Origin of the sequence: uncultured Ruminococcus sp., from assembly GCA_902785355.1 — a bacterium.
In the GTDB taxonomy this organism is placed as follows: domain Bacteria; phylum Bacillota; class Clostridia; order Oscillospirales; family Acutalibacteraceae; genus Ruminococcoides.
Window position 1 is genome coordinate 1 of the sequence record CACZYF010000033.1, and the last position, 19,837, is coordinate 19,837.

Annotated in this window: 15 protein-coding genes and 1 tRNA gene; 11 read left to right on the forward strand and 5 right to left on the reverse strand. The window is 55.3% G+C overall.

Features of this window, described 5'->3' with window-relative positions; all coding sequences use genetic code 11:
- Positions 1 to 195 (forward strand): Hsp20 family protein (locus tag R2I50_RS08000; protein ID WP_316608628.1); only part of this gene is annotated, 195 nt, incomplete at its 5' end.
- A 587-nt stretch (positions 196 to 782) separates the two neighbouring features.
- Here the strand turns inward: R2I50_RS08000 and R2I50_RS08005 are convergent.
- Both R2I50_RS08005 and R2I50_RS08010 read right to left on the reverse strand, forming a co-directional pair.
- Positions 783 to 1,517, reverse strand: a complete 735-nt coding sequence (locus R2I50_RS08005; RefSeq protein WP_316608629.1) for a site-specific integrase — start codon at positions 1,515 to 1,517, stop codon at positions 783 to 785.
- 355 nt (positions 1,518 to 1,872) lie between these two features.
- A tRNA-Met gene (locus R2I50_RS08010) sits at positions 1,873 to 1,949 on the reverse strand.
- A 220-nt stretch (positions 1,950 to 2,169) separates the two neighbouring features.
- Between R2I50_RS08010 and R2I50_RS08015 the strand changes: the two genes are divergently transcribed.
- From R2I50_RS08015 to xdh, 5 genes are read left to right on the forward strand one after another with little or no spacing between them, the layout of a single operon-like run.
- Positions 2,170 to 2,778, forward strand: a complete 609-nt coding sequence (locus R2I50_RS08015; RefSeq protein WP_316608630.1) for a nucleotidyltransferase family protein — start codon at positions 2,170 to 2,172, stop codon at positions 2,776 to 2,778.
- Between the two features lie 15 nt (positions 2,779 to 2,793).
- On the forward strand, positions 2,794 to 4,938 hold the full coding sequence (locus tag R2I50_RS08020) for a xanthine dehydrogenase family protein molybdopterin-binding subunit (protein WP_316608631.1): 2,145 nt from the start codon (positions 2,794 to 2,796) through the stop codon (positions 4,936 to 4,938).
- Positions 4,938 to 5,411 carry a 2Fe-2S iron-sulfur cluster-binding protein gene (locus R2I50_RS08025; protein ID WP_316608632.1) on the forward strand — a complete coding sequence of 158 codons (474 nt, stop codon included), beginning with the start codon at positions 4,938 to 4,940 and terminating at the stop codon, positions 5,409 to 5,411. Before R2I50_RS08020 ends, R2I50_RS08025 begins: the two co-directional genes overlap by 1 nt.
- Entirely contained in the window at positions 5,405 to 6,217 is an 813-nt protein-coding gene (locus R2I50_RS08030; RefSeq protein WP_316608633.1) for an FAD binding domain-containing protein, read from the forward strand. Before R2I50_RS08025 ends, R2I50_RS08030 begins: the two co-directional genes overlap by 7 nt.
- A 47-nt stretch (positions 6,218 to 6,264) precedes the next feature.
- Positions 6,265 to 8,826 (forward strand): selenium-dependent xanthine dehydrogenase, encoded by a 2,562-nt coding sequence (gene xdh, locus R2I50_RS08035; protein ID WP_316608634.1) that lies wholly within the window; start codon positions 6,265 to 6,267, stop codon positions 8,824 to 8,826.
- 78 nt (positions 8,827 to 8,904) lie between these two features.
- On the opposite strand, the gene R2I50_RS08040 is transcribed toward xdh, so the two are convergent.
- On the reverse strand, positions 8,905 to 11,031 hold the full coding sequence (locus R2I50_RS08040) for a zinc ribbon domain-containing protein (RefSeq protein ID WP_316608635.1): 2,127 nt from the start codon (positions 11,029 to 11,031) through the stop codon (positions 8,905 to 8,907).
- A 246-nt stretch (positions 11,032 to 11,277) separates the two neighbouring features.
- Here R2I50_RS08040 and R2I50_RS08045 point away from each other — a divergent pair, with 246 nt between their 5' ends.
- Positions 11,278 to 11,541: a GIY-YIG nuclease family protein gene (locus tag R2I50_RS08045; protein WP_316608636.1), complete on the forward strand. Its 264-nt coding sequence runs from the start codon at positions 11,278 to 11,280 to the stop codon at positions 11,539 to 11,541.
- A 47-nt stretch (positions 11,542 to 11,588) separates the two neighbouring features.
- Here the strand turns inward: R2I50_RS08045 and R2I50_RS08050 are convergent, their stop codons facing one another.
- Positions 11,589 to 12,338 carry a hypothetical protein gene (locus R2I50_RS08050; RefSeq protein WP_316608637.1) on the reverse strand — a complete coding sequence of 250 codons (750 nt, stop codon included), beginning with the start codon at positions 12,336 to 12,338 and terminating at the stop codon, positions 11,589 to 11,591.
- 207 nt (positions 12,339 to 12,545) lie between these two features.
- Between R2I50_RS08050 and R2I50_RS08055 the strand changes: the two genes are divergently transcribed.
- From R2I50_RS08055 to R2I50_RS08065, 3 genes are read left to right on the forward strand one after another with little or no spacing between them, the layout of a single operon-like run.
- Positions 12,546 to 15,542: an acyl-CoA dehydratase activase-related protein gene (locus R2I50_RS08055; protein WP_316608638.1), complete on the forward strand. Its 2,997-nt coding sequence runs from the start codon at positions 12,546 to 12,548 to the stop codon at positions 15,540 to 15,542.
- Between the two features lies 1 nt (position 15,543).
- On the forward strand, positions 15,544 to 16,797 hold the full coding sequence (locus tag R2I50_RS08060; protein WP_316608639.1) for a 2-hydroxyacyl-CoA dehydratase: 1,254 nt from the start codon (positions 15,544 to 15,546) through the stop codon (positions 16,795 to 16,797).
- Positions 16,798 to 16,857: 60 nt separating this feature from the next.
- Entirely contained in the window at positions 16,858 to 17,880 is a 1,023-nt protein-coding gene (locus R2I50_RS08065; RefSeq protein WP_316608640.1) for an EamA family transporter, read from the forward strand.
- Positions 17,881 to 17,956: 76 nt separating this feature from the next.
- Here R2I50_RS08065 and R2I50_RS08070 read toward each other — a convergent pair whose 3' ends face one another.
- Entirely contained in the window at positions 17,957 to 18,424 is a 468-nt protein-coding gene (locus R2I50_RS08070; protein ID WP_316608641.1) for a hypothetical protein, read from the reverse strand.
- 155 nt (positions 18,425 to 18,579) lie between these two features.
- Between R2I50_RS08070 and R2I50_RS08075 the strand changes: the two genes are divergently transcribed.
- Positions 18,580 to 19,837, forward strand: a 1,258-nt coding sequence (locus R2I50_RS08075; protein WP_316608642.1) for a glycosyl hydrolase 53 family protein, incomplete at its 3' end; no start/stop codon positions are given.

Below are 19,837 nucleotides of genomic sequence, written 5' to 3' on the forward strand. Positions count from 1 at the left end.
GGCAAGGATAAGAAGGGCAAGATCGTTCATCAGGAACGCTACGAAGGCTCCATGACCAGAAGCTTCTATATCGGCGAGAATGTCAAGGAAGAAGATGTCAAGGCCAAGTTTGAGGATGGCGTCCTGACGCTTGACTTCCCGAAGGAGAAGCCGGTAGCGCTTCCGGAACGCAAGACCATTCAGATCCAAGGCTAATAATTACTACTCCAGCGCCCTGCCAACCGCGGGGCGCTTTCTATTTCAATGGAGATGTTTGAAATGAAAGAGAATTTGATTCTTGTTATGAGGTTGCTTCTTATACTCAGAGAGGTGAAAGATTTTTCCATAACCCCAATGTTAAGTTAATAGACAAATATGAGTTTAGCTTCTATGGATGATTTCTTTGTGAAATAAGTATTTGCAACAGACAAACGATAACCCTATAAGGCAAACGATAAACCCATAAGGCAAACTTTAGCCCCATAAGACAAACGATAAACTCAAAGGGCAAACGATAGCACTAAAAGGCAAACTTTAGCCTAAAATCAAACGATAGCCGTATTTCGGCAAGAAAAATTGCCCTGCCGGTGAAATCAAAGTCGTCAACACTTGTTTCCCCGGCAGGGCATTATTGCGCCAATATTGCTAAGAAATGGCTTAATTATGCGGTTTTGTTGGGTGTTTCAAAAAAGAACAAGACTCCCGATTGTATCAAATCGAGAGTCTTAGTTTGGTTGCGGGGACCATTACAACCCGCATAAATACTGGGTTTTTGTGACTTTGTATGTCTAATTGTAGGTCTATCACGCGATCGAGAGATTATTTGACCTCATATACTCGTCGGCGATAGCAAGATGCTCATTTCGGAATTTCTCGAAAACGGAACAGTAAATGTCCAGCGTTATATTGATATCCGAATGCCCCATGATCTTCTGCAGCACCTTTGCGGGCATACCGGATTCAATGCACCTCGTCGCGTATGTATGGCGTAAGCTGTGCAGATTCACTTTACCATACACCGAGGAATCAACAACTCCGTACTTCTTCATAGCCGCTGCATATGAATAGTTGACCTGATTCGTCGTAACAAGATTATCGTTACTAGATAGGAACAGCACTCCGCTTTTCTTGTCTCCGATAACGCCTTTCAGAAAGTCGGCTAATTCATCATTGATGAACAGTGTGCGCGTACCGGAAGAAGTCTTGGGTTCGTGGATCTCATTCTTTCCGAATTTACCACGCGCAACGGTTTTGCTGACTCTGAGCGTCTGTTCATTAAAGTTGATGTCCTCTACCATCAATGCGCAGCACTCGCCGATTCTCATTCCGGTGAACATCGACAACAGCATGATATCGCTGTATCGGACGTCCTCATGTTTAAGAACATCGAGCAGCTTCTTCTGCTCATTGACCGTCAATGCACGTACAGGAACAGTAGGCTTGTTGGATTTCGGACATTTGAACTCTTTGAGAGGCGTATCCGCAACGATGTTGCGTTTGATCGCCTTCTTGTATACCGCGCCGAGAAGCTGATACATTTTTGTGAGGCATGACTGTGAGTAATCGAGTTGCGCTTTTACAGATTTATTTCGACAGTTCATCTTTTATATAAAAACAGCTCTCTGCAATTCACAGAGAGCCGGCAAAACAAATCCTTTGTGCGTGGTATTTCATAAATTTTTTTGTGTAAAATTGTTGGTCTAATTGTAGGTCTAACTGTTGGTTTATAGACCTACATTTGGCCATTGTAGGTCTAACTTTTGTTAGTTTCGTTTCGCTAAATTTTCTCAACTTGATTTTTAGGAGTGCTCAGAAACCGCATGAATAAGCCATTTTTGAGCTATTTAAGAAAATTTAACAAAAAATGAGAGTGACTTAAAAAGTCACTCTCAATGGTTGCGGGGGTGGGACTTGAACCTCACGACCTCCGGGTTATGAGCCCGACGAGCTACCATCTGCTCCACCCCGCGATATATGCCTTTCAGCATCTATATGTTACCACTGTCGGTGGCTTTTGTCAAGGGCGAAAGCGGTCGAATCACAAGGGAACGCTTTTATTTGTGTAAACTGTGCAAAAGTTATTGAAACCTCATTGACAATATTGTGTTTTGTGATAAAATATAAATAATTATACGATTCGGCAGGGAGTGATACACCTCTTGCCGAAAAGCAACGGTAGGAGGCGATCGGATGGGGCGTCAATTGCATATCGGCGCGGTCATCCCCGCGGCAGGTCTTTCGTCCCGAATGGGACGTTTCAAGCCGCTGCTGCCCTTCGGTGATCGTACCGTCATCGAGCACGCCGTCAGCACGCCGCTGGCGGTCTGTGATACAGCTGTCGCGGTACTGGGCAAGCGCTCCGACGAGCTGCGTGAGCTGCTCTCGCGCTTCGGCGACAGGCTGATAATCACCGAGAATCCCGACTTCGCCTCCACCGATATGCTGACCTCGATACAGCTCGGGGTGCGGGCGCTCCCCGACTGCGACGCCTTCTTCCTCGTGCCGGCGGATATGCCGCTGATTGCAGAGAGCACCTACAGGGCGCTGGTCAACGCCTTCGACGGCTCGGCTGAGGCGCTGATTCCCACCTTCGGCGGCAGGCGCGGACATCCGCCGCTGATCTCGGCTTCGCTGATCCCCGAGATACTCGGCTATACGGGCGAGGGCGGACTGAGAGCCATACTCAGCCGCCATACCGTCAGAGAGATCCCCGTAGAAGATCGCGGCTGTACGGTCGATCTGGATACACCCGCGGATTACGAGGCGCTGAAACAATCAAATCACCCAATATCACCATAGAAAGCAGGCGATAACATGAAAGATATCTGTCAATCCGTCAAGAAGAAGGATCATGATCCGAAGATAGAGGGACGGTCGGTCTACGTCGACGACTATAACGTGACCGCAAGCGGCAAGCCGATCCTCTGCGGCAGGCTGCTCCACTCGCCCTACGCCAAGGCGCGGGTGCTGTCCGTCAGCGTTCCCGAGCTGCCCGAGGGTTACTTCTGGGTCGACCGCAGTGACATCCCCGGCGACAACAACGTCAACATCGTGCTGGACGATACGCCTGTATTCTGTCGTGAGACGGTCGAGTATATCGGCGAGCCGGTCGGCATGCTCGCAGGTCCCGACGAAAAGACCGTCGAAGAACTGCTTGGTCAGGTCAGGGTCGATTATGAGGAGCTCGAGCCGATGCTCGACCTGAGAAACGGCACCGAGACCTTCTTCAACTACGAGTTCGGTCACGGCGATATACACAGAGCCTTCGCCGAGGCTGACAAGGTCTATGAAGAGGAGTTCTTCACCGGTTACCAGGATCAGACCTATCTCGAACCCCAGGGCATGATGGCGGAGCCGGAGGCGGACGGCAGGATGTTTGTCCACGGCTCCTTACAGTGCCCCTACTACGTCCACGGCGCCGTCGCTCGGGCGATGGGTACGGGTCCCGACGGCGTTCATATCCTGCAGGACGTCACCGGAGGAGGCTTCGGCGGCAAGGAGGATTTCCCCTCCATCTTAGGCTGTCAGGTCGCTGTCGCGGCGAAGAAAGCGGGTCAGCCCGTTCGCTGCGTCTACAACCGCCGTGAAGATCTGGAATTTACCCCCAAGCGTCACCCCGCGCTGAGTATCTATAAGGTCGCCGTCAAGGACGGCAGAGTCACCGCCGTCGACGCGGCGATCCGCTTTGACGCGGGCGCGTACTCCACCCTGAGCGCCGTCGTACTGCAGCGCGGCATCATCGCCGCCCCCGGCGTATATGATATCCCGAACGTCCACGTCACCGGCAAGGCGGTCAAGACCAATACCGTCCCCTGCGGCGCCTACCGCGGCTTCGGCGCGCCGCAGACCTTCTTCGCGATGGAGATGATGATGGATCATATCGCGCAGGATCTCGGCGAGGACAGCATCGAATTCAAGCAGCGCCACTTTGCTAAGCAGGGCGACATGACCTCCACGCAGGGCAGGTACCACTTCCCCGTTCCGATCCCCGCCATGCTCAGTGAGCTGGACGAGATGAGCGACGTGATCAGAAAGCACAAGGAATACGCGAAGCCCCAGAGCGGGCGCTACCGCAGGGGCATCGGCTTCTCGGCGATCTTCCACGGCGCGGGCTTCACCGGCTCGGGCGAGAGGGATATGATCAAGGCGACCGCGAAGCTGCGCAAATACGCCGACGGCACCGTCGAGGTGCTTGCCAGCAACGGCGATATCGGTCAGGGCGTTCGCACTACCTTCCCCAAGATCGTCGCGCATGAGCTGAATATCCCGCTCGAGCGGGTGTACTATAACCATCCCGATACCGCGCGCGTGCCGGACTCAGGCCCGACGGTCGCGTCCCGCAGCCTGATGATCGTCGGCGAGCTGCTGCGCAGAGCTGCCATCAAGCTGCGCGATATCTGGCAGGAGGGCAAGGAGCAAGAGGTCGAGGAGCACTACAAGGAGCCCGACTTCATGATCCCGTTCTATCTCGACCGCTTCGAGGGCGACGCCTACCCCACCTACGCGTGGGCAGTCAGCGCCGTTGAGGTAGAGGTCGACACCTACACAGGACTTGTCAAGATCCCGGGCGCCTACGGCGTTTTCGACGTCGGCACACCGGTGGACTACAATATCGTCGTCGGTCAGATGGAGGGCGGTTTCCTGCAGGGCTTAGGCTACGCTTCCATCGAGAAGATGAGCTACGATGGCAAGGGTAGGATCCGCAACAACAGCTTCACCGATTACCTCGTACCCACCTCGATGGATGTACCGAACTTAGTCGCGAAAATGCACGTTGAGGAATACCCCGACGGCCCGTACGGAGCAAAGGGAGCGGGCGAGCTCCCGCTGGTAGCGCCGCCCGCGGCGTATCTGGAAGCGGTGGAGCAGGCACTGGGAGGCATGCATAAGCACCGTCTGCACACCATCCCGTTCTCGACCGAGGACGTTATCCTGGAACTGAATAAGGAGGCGCTGTGATGAACGGTATCACCTTCACGTTAAACGGAAAAACCACCTGCTATGACGGCTCGGCGACCGACAGGCTGCTGGACGTTTTGCGGGATACTTATGATATGAAGAGCGTCAAATGCGGCTGTAAAGAGGGCGAATGCGGCGCGTGCGCCGTACTGATCGACGGCGTGCTGGTCAACTCCTGCTGCGTCGCGATGGGCGCGTTGGACGGTCATGAGATCGTGACCGTCGAGGGCTATCGCGGGACGGCTCGCTTTGAGGTATTATCCGAGGCGTTCGCCGAGCTGAGCGCGGTTCAATGCGGCTTCTGCATCCCCGGGATGCTGCTCGCCGCGGAATCCGTCCTGAGCAAAAATCCCCATCCCACCGAGAAACAGGTGCGCGAGGGGCTCTCGGGCAATATCTGCCGCTGTACGGGCTACAACGCCATCGTCAACGCCGTACTGAACGCCGCAAAGGAGGGTGACGGATTATGGTAAACGGATATAAACCCACTTCCCTGCAGGAAGCGCTCACGATCAGAGCGCGCGAGCAGGTCATCCCCTACGCGGGCGGCACCGACGTCATGGTGAAGAAGCCCGAGGGCGTACCCTTCCTGTTCCTCAACGACATCGACGAGATCAAGAAGATCACGGAAGACGGCGAATACATCCGTATCGGCGCAGCCGTGACCTTTACACAGGCGCTCGACAGCGACCTTGTCCCCCCGCTGATGAAGGAGGCTGTCTCCCGTATCGCCGCTCCCGCGATCCGCAACGCCGGTACCTTCGGCGGCAACCTCGGCAACGGCTCCGACAAGGCTGATTCTGTCTTAGCCGGATTTGCTCTGGACGCACGCGTCCGACTTGTATCGGAAAAAGGCGAGAGGATCATCCCCTTCGACGACTTCTGCGTGCGAAGGGGCGTCACGAACCTCGGTGACAATGAACTGATCGCCGAGATCCTGCTCCCCAAGGCGACCTTTGATCTTCCGTATTATTACAAGAAGATCGGCGGCAGAAATGCGCTGGCGATCTCCCGCGTCGCGATCGCGGGCACATATAAGGCAGAGGACGGCGTGCTCAAGGGCATCTCCGTCACCGTCATCGGCGAAGGCGCCTTCAATCGCTACCGCGATGTCGAAGCGGAACTGATCGGCAAGTCGCTCGATGAGATCAGAGCGAACGCCGACGAATACGCGAAGAAGTTCATCGGGAAGATGACCTTTACCCGCGGCAGAGTCTCCGCCGAGTACCGCCAAACCGTCGTAACGAATCTGATTACAGACTATCTTGCTACGCTATAATAATCGATTCAAAGCTTTGGGAAAGGGAGCCTGAAACAGGTGATTCTATGTATATTGTTAACATAAACGGTAAGGATTACGAATATCCGCATGATAAGAAGCTGCTGCGTTTTTTGCGTGACGATCTGCACCTGACCGCCGCCAAGGACGGCTGCTCCGAGGGCGTATGCGGTACCTGTACCGTGCTGGTCGACGGCAAAAAGACCAAGGCATGCGTCGTATCGCTCTCAAAATTGCAGGGCAAGAAGGTGCTGACCGTCGAGGGTATCGCCCCCGAAGAAATGCGCGTCTACGAACACTGCTTCGCTACCGCGGGCGCGGTGCAGTGCGGCTTCTGCATCCCGGGCATGATCATCTCGGCGAAGGCACTGCTCGATGAGAACCTCTCCCCCACCCGCGCGGACGTCAAGAAAGCCATCAAGGGCAACCTCTGCCGTTGTACCGGCTACAAGAAGATCGAGGACGCGATCCTGATGGCGGCGGACTTCTTCCGCGAGGGGCGCGAGATCCCCGCTCCGCCGAAAAGCCTGCACATGGACGAGTATGCCGCCCGTATCGACGCGAAGGAGAAGGTCAACGGCAGCGGCATCTTCGCCGACGACCTGTACTTTGACGGCATGCTGTACGCCAAGGGGCTGTATTCAAAATACCCCCGTGCGCGTATCAACAAGATCGGCTTCTCCCGTGCCTTAGAGCATCCCGACTGCGTCGAGATACTGACCAAGAAGGACGTCAAGAACAACAAGATCGGACACATCAAGCAGGACTGGGACGTCATGCTCGGCGAGGGCGATATCACCAAGTATGTCGGCAACGTGCTGGCGGTCGTCGCGTCGACGAAGCAGGAGAGCCTGCAGGAGATCTGTGATCTGATCGAGGTCGATTACACGGAGCTGACCCCGCTGACCTCGCCGTATGAGGCGCTCCGGGGCGACGCGCCGCTGATCCACGAGGACGGCAACATCATGAGCCGCGCGAACCTCGTGCGCGGCAACGCCGACGAAGCGATCCGCAACTCAAAATACGTCGTGACCCGCAAGTACAAGACCACATGGCAGGAGCACGGCTTCATGGAGCCGGAGTGCTGTGTGGCGCTGCCCGAGGGCGACGACGGACTCCTGATCTATACCACCAGCCAGAGCATCTATGACGTACAGCGCGAGTGCTCCAAGGCGCTGGGGCTCGCTCCGGAGAAGGTACACGTCCGTGCGCCGCTGGTCGGCGGCGGCTTCGGCGGCAAGGAGGACATGAGCGTCCAGCCCTACGCCGCGCTGATGGCGTGGTACACCAAGCGCCCCGTCAAGGTCAAATACAGCCGTCAGGAGAGCCTCGACTACCACGTCAAGCGCCATCCGATGGAGATGGAGTTCACCACCGCCTGCGACGAGAACGGCATCCTCACAGGCATGAAGGGCGTCATCATCGCCGATACCGGCGCTTACGCCTCGCTCGGCGGCCCGGTGCTCCACCGCGCCTGCACCCACGCGGCAGGTCCCTATAACTATCAGAACATCGACATCTTCGGGATGTCGGTCTATACCAATAACGTTCCCTCGGGCGCGTACCGCGGCTTCGGCGTGACCCAGAGCTGCTTCGCGACTGAGAGCAACATCAACCTGCTCGCCGAGATGGTCGGCATCGATCCGTGGGAGTTCCGTCGCCGCAACGCCATCAAGCCCGGCGACATCCTGCCGAACGGTCAGACCGCCGATCCAAACACCAACATGGCGGCGTGTCTGGACGCCGTGAAGGATATCTACTACAGCAACAAGTATGTCGGACTCGCCTGCGGCTTCAAGAACTCGGGCACCGGCATGGGCAAGAAGGATATCGGGCGCGTGCTGTTGTCCGTAGAGGGCGGAAAGATCCACATCCGCACCTCCGCGTCGTGCATGGGTCAGGGCATCGGACAGATGGTGCTGACCGAGATCTGCCACGTCACCGAGCTCGATCCCGCGCTGTTCCTCTTTGAGACAGCCGACACGATCCGTACCCCCGACGCGGGTACCTCGACCGCCTCGCGCCAGACCGTCATGACGGGTGAAGCCGCCCGAAGGGTAGGCGAAAAGCTCCGCGACGCGCTCAGGGAGCACACGCTCGACGAGCTGGAGGGTCAGGAGTTCTTCGGCGAATACAGCGCCAAGACCGACCCCCTCGGCGCGATCAAGGAGAACCCCGTCAGCCACATCTCCTACTCCTACGGAGTCCAGCTTATCGTACTCGATGATGACGGCAGGATCAAGAAGGCGGTATCCGCCTTCGACGTCGGCACACCGGTCAACATCCGGTCGGTCGAGGGTCAGATCGAGGGCGGTATGGTCATGGGCATCGGCTACGGCGTGACCGAGAAGTTCGAGTGTAAGGACGGCTATCCCGTTTCAAGATTCGGCAGGATCGGCTTTATGCGCGCGGATGAAGCACCCGAGCTGGAGGTCATCCTCTGTCGCCCCGAGGAAAAGGACAAGCTCCCCTACTCGCTGGGCGCGAAGGGCTGCGGTGAGCTGTGCATGATCCCCACCGCGCCCGCCTGCGCGCTGGCGTACTACAAGTATGACGGCAAATTCCGTCAGTCCCTCCCGCTGGAGGACACCCCCTACCGCAAGGACTGAGCAAGCATACATCAAAAAATCACGGCGCTGTGAAGTGAATCATCCTTCACAGCGCCGTTTTGTCGCCTATTCTTCTTTTTACGGTTCTTTTTCCGGCACTTCTTCCGGTACTTCGAATTGATATTTGAAGACGATCTGGGCATCCGTGTTGTACACCGTTACGACATCGTCATAGACCGTCATGAAGATCTTGTGCTGCTTTTTCTTATTAGCAACAGATTCTTTTACCCTCTGTAAAATTCTACCAACAGCCGTGGATTGTTCGGAAGATTGAGGGGCTGTCGTCGTAGACTCGGCTTCCTCCTCGGAATCCATGGTACCGATCATCGTTTCCTGCTTATAGGTGAGATACTTGAACCGATAGTTGTCATACAGGTACGATCTGGTTTCTTCCTTCTTTAATTCCAGAAAATCGCCGGTCTTCTTCGACACCTGATTTTCCGGTTTATCCTTCGATCTATACGAGATCAGCGTACCATTTGCGGAATCCTCCGAACCGATCAGACGGAGCGCCCCCGAGAACGGGTTCTTGGACAGATTGATGATGTTGCCACAATTAATCCCGTACAGTGTGAGTTCTTCCTCGCCGGTCAGCATGTAGAAACTGTGCTCTTCGTTGTTAAGTGTAGCCTTTAGTGTGCAGGTTATATCTTTCGGATTCAGTGTCAGTTTTGCAAATTCGGTATCGTCCGAGTAGAGAACCGTTCCCGTATTATCGGATTTCACGGTGAAACGGCTGACGAGCTTTTTACCTTTAACAATACTTTCCTCCAGGAAATCCGTATTTTCTACAGCATTTATAAAACGAGTGACGGTGTACTCTCCGAGCTCATCTTCGGTCAGCTTTTCCCTTGCAGGCGCAAACGAGTAAATAGCTTTTCCGCTTATATAAAGCGTGACGGCGTCCTCCCGATATCGGAAGTAACAAGGATATTCCTCCTGATTCGATGTTCTACTTACTGCAATACCTGCCGTTTCATCCTTGTTTAGGCTAATGTCTAAAAAGGCGGTTCCGTCATCATAAAGCAGCATTCCGGTACCGTCGGCGTTCATCGTCAGCTTGGTCATATTCTTTTGTTTGTTCTGCATCCAATATTCGAGCACGTTATCGATTTTGTCACTTGTCGCCTCGGTCAGGTTATACTCACCCTCGAAGGCAGCATGATTGACAGTGCTTGAGCGTTCGTAATAGACCGTGGTGCCGGTCGAATCATAGACAGCCACCTTGCCGTCACACATGACAAGATAACCATTAATATCTCCGGTATCATTCTGTCCCGACAATGTCATGTTATGTTTGTCAACGGTAAAATCCCACAGCATTTCCCCGGAGTAGGATGAACAAACACCGCTTCCGTCCTCGTTGATCGTCATCTTACTTTCGAAGGTATTACTATCCCTGGTGAATGACTCGAACAGCTCCTCATCGGATAACCCGTCAAAAAGCATACCGGTCATCACATAGGTTCCGCTCAGCTCTTTCGTATTTGGGACTTCGAAGATCAACTCGCCATCATCTTCATCATCGGCATCCCGGATGATGAAGCGTTTATCGTCGATACTGACGGTGACATCTGCGTCCTCGTCCGCTATAGAAGTGAGCGTACCGCTCAACGTCTTTTCATCATAGCTGAGCGTCATGTAGGTCATGTCGTCGGAAGTAAGGATGGTCGCCTCGCCCTTGCCGGATAGATGCAGGTGCGTCGGAAGATCGATACCCTCCTGACAAAACTCGGCAAGCACATCCTTGTCTCCCCCCGACGTAAACCTCACGATATAATAATCCGTCGGCGCCTTGGGGATCAGGAACACCGCGATCACCACCGCGAGCAGCACGACCGCCCCCGAGATAATCCCGATCAGGAGCTTCTTTCTCTTAGGTTTCTTCGGCTGAACGGGCACCGGCGCCGGAGTTATCTCATAAGTCGGAACAAGCTCATAGTCTCCCTGATAGCCGCCCGGATTATAGCCGTTGGGATCATAGCTGTTGGGATCATAGCTGTTGGGGTCATAGCTGTTGGGGTCATAGCCGTCGTACGCGCCGTATGCATCCTGCTCAGGCGTCTGTACATACCCTTTATCGGTCGGATAACCGCCGGGATCATAGCCGTTGTTTACGCCGTAAACATCCTGTACCGGCGTACCGCAATTGACGCAAAAAGCGTCGTCGTCACGCATGGGGCTGCCGCATTTTCTGCAATACACAAGCATCTCTCCTTAAGCAACCGAGAATAAATCCAAATCCGCTGTAAACAGCAAATTTTCGGTAATTCTCGGCTTATCAATCTTGGCAGGCGTAATAGTGGGAAGGTTGAATAAACAGACAGGGATATGTGCAATTTCATCATATCATATCGACTAGCGGAATACAAGCAGAAAAGGCGCAAATATTGACTTTTTTCGCAGATCGCTTTATCATGATAATCAATTTGAAGAAACGATGGGAATCCCATGAGTAACTACACCTATTTATTACGCTGTGCGGACGGCTCGCTGTACTGCGGCTGGACGAACGACCTTGATAAACGGCTGTCAGCCCACAACGCAGGCACCGCCTCCAAGTACACCCGCTCGCGGCTGCCGGTAGAAATGATCTACGCCGAGGAAAGCGATACAAAGTGCGACGCCATGCGCCGCGAATACGCGATCAAGCATCTTTCCCGCGAGGAGAAGGAGGCGCTGATCCTCTCCGACAGCAACATTCTGAAAGCATAAAAGCAGGGCCGCCAAAGCGGTCCTGCTCTTTTTGTGCGTTAGAAATATTACAGCTCAACCTGCGTCATGAACTGACCGCCGCCTACAGCCGCGTAGAACATACACAGCGCCATCGTGTCGCCGTTTTTATTGAGATAGAGGGTAGATGCTTCGAGATTATCCTTGGCGAAGGTCTTGGCGCGCTCGGTGTCGTTCTGAGGCAGTTTTCCGAAGCGCTCGTCGTAGCTGTCCTCCATCGCGGCGCCTAAGTCGGAGAGCACATCGTCATAATCCTTGCCGATCACCGCGCACAGCGCCTTATTATCGAGGCGCTTGCCGCTCGTGACGTCGAAGTTATAGGCGAGTCCGTCGGTGTTGCCGCCTTCGATCTTTGCCGTCACGGCGACGCTGAGGGTCGAACCGTTGAGATATCCCTCATAATCGAGCTTGACGATGCCCGCATACTTTTCGGAAGCGAAAGCATCGGCGAATTTCTTGTCGATCTCGGCGTTCACCTTCTTTGCGTCGGCGCTGTCAAGCTTGATCTCGGGAATACGCAGGGTGTTCTTATTGCCGTCGCCGAAGCTGAGCTCCTTCTCCTTAGCCGTGCCGACATAATCTTCGAGCTTACCGACCTCGACCTCGGTCGGAAGCTCGGGTACGGTAGGAATCTCTACAGTCGGGAGCTCAATATCGGAGTCAACGTTCTTTTCGGTCGGGTTCTCGTTCTTTCCGCCGAAATTGATATTGATACTGCATGCGCTCATGGCGGATACTGCCAACACCAGCGCGAGAATGATTGCAAGTGATCGTTTCATAATTGTTCCTCCTAAATGATGATAGCCTTATCTTATACCATTTACCGACAAAGTGCAAGCAAAATAACCAGATTTTTGTTATATTTCGGAAATTTTTAGTACACCAAAATTGCGTGAATCCTGTTGCATTTAGTGGTATTAGTGATAAAATATATTCTGTGTGATTATAACGTATTTTACTTTCAAGTGTAGCTTGAGGAACCATATATGATAATAAAAGATAACAAAAACCGAACATCCGGAAAGCTGCTGATGGGCATCGATATCGGCTCCACCACTGCCAAGATCGTGCTGATCGACGACGGCAGAATGGTCTACAGCCGCTACGAACGCCACTTCTCACAGGTGCGTCAAAAGACGCTCGAGATGATCGAGGCGATACGCGACATGCTTATGGGCAGAAGCTTCACTGTTGCGGTCTCCGGCTCGGCGGGTCTGGGCATGGCGAACGCCGCCTCTCTGCTCTTTGTACAGGAGGTCTACGCAACCGCCGAGAGCGTGCGTACCCTGCAGCCCGACACCGACGCTGTGATCGAGCTGGGCGGCGAGGACGCGAAGATCATCTTCTTCTCCGGCGGGCTTGACGAGCGCATGAACGGCTCCTGCGCGGGCGGTACCGGCGCCTTTATCGACCAGATGGCGACCCTGCTGAACCTGAGCAACACCGAGATGGATGATCTCAGCCTGACCCACAAGCAGCTCTACCCCATCGCCTCGCGCTGCGGCGTATTCGCCAAGACCGACATCCAGCCCCTGATCAATCAGGGGGCTACCAAAGCCGACATCGCCGCCTCGATCTATCAGGCGGTCGTCAATCAGACAGTCGGCGGCTTGGCACAGGGCAGAAGGATCGCCGGCAAGGTCATGTTCCTCGGCGGTCCGCTGTACTACTGCAAGGGGCTGAGAGAACGCTTCAAGGAGACCTTGAAGCTCAGTGATGAGAACGCGATCTTCCCCGAATACGGGCTGTACGCCGTCGCGATCGGCGCGGCGCTGTACTCCGCCGACGGCGAAACGCTCAACTACGAGCTGCTGACAGACCGGCTCAGAGAGAGCATGAAGCAGCGGGATACCGTATCGACCCTACCGCCGCTCTTTAAGGATAAAAACGAATACCAGGCGTTCATCACCCGCCACTCGAAGAACAGCGTCAAGACCGAGTACGCCGGCGCGTACACGGGCGACGCCTACATCGGCATCGACTGCGGCTCCACCACCACGAAGCTGACCGTCATCACCGATAACTGCGACATCATCTACACCTACTACAGCTCCAACAAAGGCAACCCCGTCGCCATCGTCCGCGAACAGTTGACGAAGATCTACGAGCTGTTCGGCGACAGCATCACCGTGCGCGGCTGTGCCGTCACGGGCTACGGCGAGGAGCTGATCCAAAAGGCGTTCCATATCGACTTCGGGCTGGTCGAGACGATGGCGCACTATACCGCCGCTAAGCACTTTGACCCCGAGGTGGACTTCATTCTCGATATCGGCGGTCAGGACATCAAGTGCTTCAAGATACGCAACAACAGTATCGACAGCATCATGCTCAACGAGGCGTGTTCCTCGGGCTGCGGCTCATTCATCGAAACGTTCGCAAAGAGTATGGGCTACACCGTGGAGGAATTCGCACGCGAGGGTCTGTATTCGAAAGCCCCCGTCGATCTCGGTACGCGCTGTACCGTATTCATGAATTCATCCGTCAAGCAGGCGCAGAAGGACGGCGCCTCCGTGCGCGATATCAGCGCGGGACTGTCGCTGTCCGTCGTCAAGAACGCGCTGTACAAGGTCATCCGCGCCGCCTCCCCCGACGAGCTGGGTCAGCGGATCGTCGTACAGGGCGGCACCTTCATGAACGACGCGGTGCTCCGCTGCTTTGAGAAGGAAGTCGGGCGCGAGGTCGTCCGCCCCAACATTGCGGGACTGATGGGCGCGTTCGGCGCGGCGCTGTATGCCCGCGAGCACAAGCCCGCTTGTTCGACCATCCTGAGTCTGCAGGAGGTCAAGGAACTGCGGCACGAGAGCCGCTCGGCAGTCTGTAAGGGCTGTACCAACAACTGCCGCCTGACCGTCAATATCTTCAACGGGGATGAAAAGCTCATCTCCGGCAACCAGTGTGAAAAAGGCGCGGGAATCCGCCTCAGCGATGACGAGCAACTCCCGAACCTCTATGAGTATAAACGCAAGCTGATCGAGAGCTATGACGCTTCCGACAACTCTCCGTTGCCTAACGACACTGCCCTCAAAAAAACACGACAGAGAATCGGCATACCGATGGCGCTAGGTATGTATGAGCTGTACCCGCTGTGGCATACGCTGTTCACAAGCCTCGGCTTTGAGGTCGTGCGGTCGGGCTTCTCGACCCGCGCGCTGTATCAGAAGGGGCAGTTCTCCATCCCCTCCGACACGGTATGCTACCCCGCAAAGCTCATGCACGGTCACATCGAAACGCTGCTCGAGCAGGGAGTCGACGCGATCTTCTACCCCTGCCTGACCTATAACATCAACGAGGATAAGGGCGACAACTTCTACAACTGTCCCGTCGTCGCCTACTACTCGGAGCTTTTACAGGGCAACATGGACTCCCTGCATAAGACGAAGTTTATATGTCCATATCTAAATATCAATAAGGAGAAGGAGCTTGCCCGCGAGCTGACGCTCGTGCTGCAAAAGTACTTCGGAGGCATCACGAAAGCCGCCGTCACCCGCGCCGTCAAGGAAGCGATCGCCGCGTACCGTAAGCACATGCAGCTGATCTACGCCGAGGGTGAGCGTGCGGTGCGCTTTGCCCGCGAGAAGGGCAAGCGCATCATGATCCTCGCCGGCAGACCCTACCACATCGATCCCGAGATCTGTCACGGCATCGATAAGCTCGCGACCTCGCTGGACTTTGTCGTCGTCAGCGAGGACAGTGTCACCGCCGATGTCACGCCGCCGACCTTAGGCGTGCTCAACCAGTGGACATACCACTCCCGCCTGTACGCGGCGGCGAAGTACGCCTGTGAGCATGACGATACCCAGCTCGTACAGCTGGTGTCCTTCGGCTGCGGCGTAGACGCCGTGACCACCGACGAGGTGCGCGTCATCCTCGAGAACGGCGGCAAGCTCTACACCCAGATCAAGATCGACGAGATCACCAACCTCGGCGCCGTCAGGATCCGCCTGCGCTCCCTGATCGGCGCGCTGAAAGAAAGGGGGCAGTGAGATGGCTGCCGCCAAAGCCGAATACATCGAATTCACCAAAGAGATGAAGCGCGATTACACCATCCTCGTGCCCACCATGCTGCCGATCCATTTCAAGCTGATCTCAAACGTGCTGGTCAGCTACGGCTACAAGGTCGATTTTCTCGAGGAGGTCGACGGAGATATCAAGGAATCGGGGCTGAGGCTCGTGCATAACGACACATGCTACCCCGCGCTGCTGGTCATCGGACAGCTGATCAACGCGGTCGAATCCGGCCGCTACGATAAGCACAAGATCGCCCTCCTGATCACCCAGACAGGCGGCGGCTGCCGCGCCTCGAACTACATCTATCTGCTGAGAAAGGCGCTGAAAAAGGCGGGCTACGGCTACATCCCCGTCATCTCGCTGAACTTCGGCGGACTGGAAAAGCACTCCGGCTTCAAGATCACCGTACCGATGCTCTACCGTATGCTGTACTGCGCCTTTTACGGCGACCTGATGATGCTGATGGCGAACCAGTGCCGCCCCTATGAGAAGGAGAAGGGGATCACCGACCGCACCGTGAAGAAGTGGGTCGATATCCTACTCGAAGAAAGCTCTCACGCCTCGACCATGCGCTACAGCCATGTCAAAAAGAACTACCGCCTCATCGCGGACGACTTTGCAAAGATCCTCGGCGACACAAAGCGCGACAAGGTCAAGGTCGGCATCGTCGGCGAGATCTACGTCAAGTTCTCGCCGCTGGGGAACAACAACCTGGAGAGCTTCCTCTTAAAAGAGGGCGTCGAGCCGGTTGTGCCGGGCTTTGTCGACTTTTGCCTGTACTGTGTGTACAACGGTCTTGTCGACTACGACCTGTACCGCATCCGCCCCTTCAAGGCGTTCGGCTCAAAGTTCCTGTACAAATTCCTCTTAGGCAAACTGCGCTACATTCGCACGATGATGCAGGAGCACTACCCGCAGTTCATGCCGATGGCGGATTTTGACGAAACACAACGCCGCGTCGAGGGCTATATCGGCAGGGGCGCGAAGATGGGTGAGGGCTGGCTGCTGACAGCCGAGATGCTCGAGCTCATCAGCGAGGGTGTGAATAACATTATATGCACCCAGCCGTTCGGCTGTCTGCCCAACCATATCGCGGGTAAGGGCATGATGAAGCCTATCAAGGAGCGTAATCCCGGCGTCAACATCGTCGCCATCGACTACGACCCCGGCGCCACCGCGATCAACCAGGAAAACCGCATCAAGCTGATGCTCTCCAACGCTTCGCGATAATGTGAAGCAACGCGGAAACGACTCCGCAAAACAACAATTGGAAGGATAGAACAACAGAAAATGTCTTGGTTCGTATTTACACTGATTTGTATGTTCGGATGGGGTCTGGCCGACCTCTTCTACAAGAAAAGTAACGTCGACGGCGACCGTTACTCCCATTTAAAAACTGCCGTATGGGTCGGTCTGATGATGGGCTTCGTCTCACTTGTACTGACGATCCTCTCGCTGCTGAAGAACGGCGGCGCCGCGATCCCCGACGCGATCACCGCCGAAACGCTATTTACCTCCGATACGAGCATCTTCAGCGCTGCCGTCAAGTACCTGCCCGCGTCCTTGGGCTACATCATCTCGATGGTCATCGGATACGCCGGTATGCGCTATCTGGAGGTCAGCATCGTCTCACCGGTACAGAACGCCTCCGGCGCGTTGAGCGCGATCGCGATGTTCATCTGGTTCTCCGTGACCGGCTCGATCGGCAGCTTCTGGGAGGAGTTCACGTTACTGCATGTCATCGGCACCGTCCCGATCGTCGTGGGTGTGATCGCGTTAGGTATCGTGGAGCAAAGGCTCGCGAAGGCGGAGGGCGCGCTCGACCTGCCGAAGGAGGAGCGAAAGTACCGCTACGGGGCACTCGCGCTGCTGTTCCCGATCCTGTACTGTGTCTTTGACACTCTCGGCACCACCGCCGACGGCATCATCCTCGACGAGAAGGCCGGACTGGGGCTGGGCGAGATCGACGTGCTGATCCTGTACGGCTTCACCTTCTTCTTTGCGGGTATCGTCTGCTGGATCGTGCTGTATTTCAAGGAGAAGAAGGTCTACAATCCCTTTGCGAAGCCTGAGTGGAAGACTCGCTTCCCGGCGGCGCTGTTTGAACAGTTCGGTCAGATCTTCTACGTCTATGCGCTGGCGGATAATCCGATCGTTGCCGCTCCGATGATCGCCTCCTACTGTATCGTATCGGCGATCCTCTCCCGTATTTTCCTCAAGGAGAAGCTCAAGCCCGCCCAGTACGTCTGCATCGCCGTCGTTATCATCGGTATTGTGATAATGGGTATCGCTGACGGACTTGCTGAAGCATAACTCTAAACGAAACAATTATCAAATGCAAAACCGCTGTGCCTCCCGACGGAGATACAGCGGTCATTTTATATCCGGATCAGTTGAGCGCGATGGAATCGAGAACTTCCTTGAACATCCCGCGATCCTGTCCCGCAGTCGCCTTGCGGGTGATGTAGTGGATCACATAGAAATGCTTCTTGTACTTAAAGACGACCACGTCGCCGACCTGTACGAGCCGCGCGTCGTTCACGCGGTATTCAAAGCGAACGCCGTTCGCCTTCTTCTTCCCGATCTTCATCTCATAATCGGTCACCTTCTGGTAATTGAGCAGGGAGCGGCGCATACGCGACTCGATACCGATCAATACCGACTCCGCGTCGGTAAATGTCTGCAAAAAGCCCGCCTTCGTCCAGCTGACCGAGAGGATGATGTGCTTGTCGGTATCGTAGACGCCCCAGCGGTTCTCCGCAGCGGAAAAATACCTGATCAGCTCCTCCTCGCTCATCGGGCGAAAGCTGTCGGGATAAGCCAGATCGATCTCGTTGTTGACTTTAACGTTATTCATCATCATTCCTCCGTTCTGATTTCGAAATAGTATTCTGACTGTATTATACACTATCAATGCTCGTTTGTCACTGATTAATTCAACTTTTTTCTCAGTGATTGAAAACTGATTCGTAATATGTTACGATAGAGATGAAAAAGCAAAAGGAGTCCGTTATGAAAAGAGCATTTTCCCCATTCATCAAATCTTTATCCTTCCTGATCGCGTTGGTCATTTCCTTCTCGTCAGCATACGCGAACGCCGCTGCAATCTCCGTACCCGCCATGCAGCGAGCGATCACTGTAGAGCCGGTCGAGGAGCTCCCGCAGGACTTCATCCTCGGGGCGGATATCTCGAGCCTTCCGGCGCTTGAAGCCGGCGGTAGGGTATTTTACAGCTTTGACGGCAGAGAACAGGATCTGCTGAAAACACTCTCCGAAGCGGGGATCAACACCATCCGCGTGAGAGTCTGGAATGATCCTTTTGATGAGGACGGCAACGGCTACGGCGGCGGCAACTGTACCATCGACACCGCGGTTGAGCTGGGTAAGCGCGCCGCCGTCTACGGCATGGGGCTGCTCGTAGATTTCCACTACTCCGACTTCTGGGCTGACCCCGGTAAGCAGAAGGCGCCGAAGGCATGGCAGAATATGCCCCTCGATGAGAAGAAGCAGGCAGTTTATGACTTCACTGTACAAAGTCTGAATAAGCTCCGTGACAACGGCGTGACCGTCAGCATGGTACAGGTAGGCAACGAGACCACCACCGGACTATGCGGCGAGACCGACAAGCGCTATGAGATCATGCGAACGGCGGCTCAGGCGGTTCGCGATACCGACTCTGATATCCGCATCGTCACCCACTTCACCAACCCCGAGCAGCAGCAGCAGCACACCCGCTGCGCGCAGGAGCTCAAGGACAACAACGTCGATTACGATATCTTCGCGACCTCTTACTATCCCGCGTTCCACGGTACGGTCGATAACCTCGCCGACCAGCTCGAAAAGGTGCATCAAATCAGCGGCAAGCAGGTCATGATCGCCGAGACCTCGTGGGATTATGACTCCGAGAAGATCGGCGCTTACGCCCACAGCGTACAGGGTCAGGCCGATGAGATCGCCGACTGCGCGCGGACGATGGCGAAGCTCGGCGACTACGCCGTCGGTATGATGTACTGGGAGCCCGCGTGGATCGACGTACCCGGTAAGACCGAAGCGGAGAAGAATGCGATCCGCGAGCGCGTCGGCGCAGGCTGGGCGAGCTCCTACAGCGGCTCCTACGACCCCGACGACGCGGGGATCTACTACGGCGCGACCGCGTGTGTCCCGAGCTCGCTCTTCGACCCCGAGGGCTATCCTCTCCCCTCCCTGAGAACCTTCCGCTACCTCAGAGAAGGCTCGGACAGACAGAGGGAGAACCTCATCGGCAACCCCT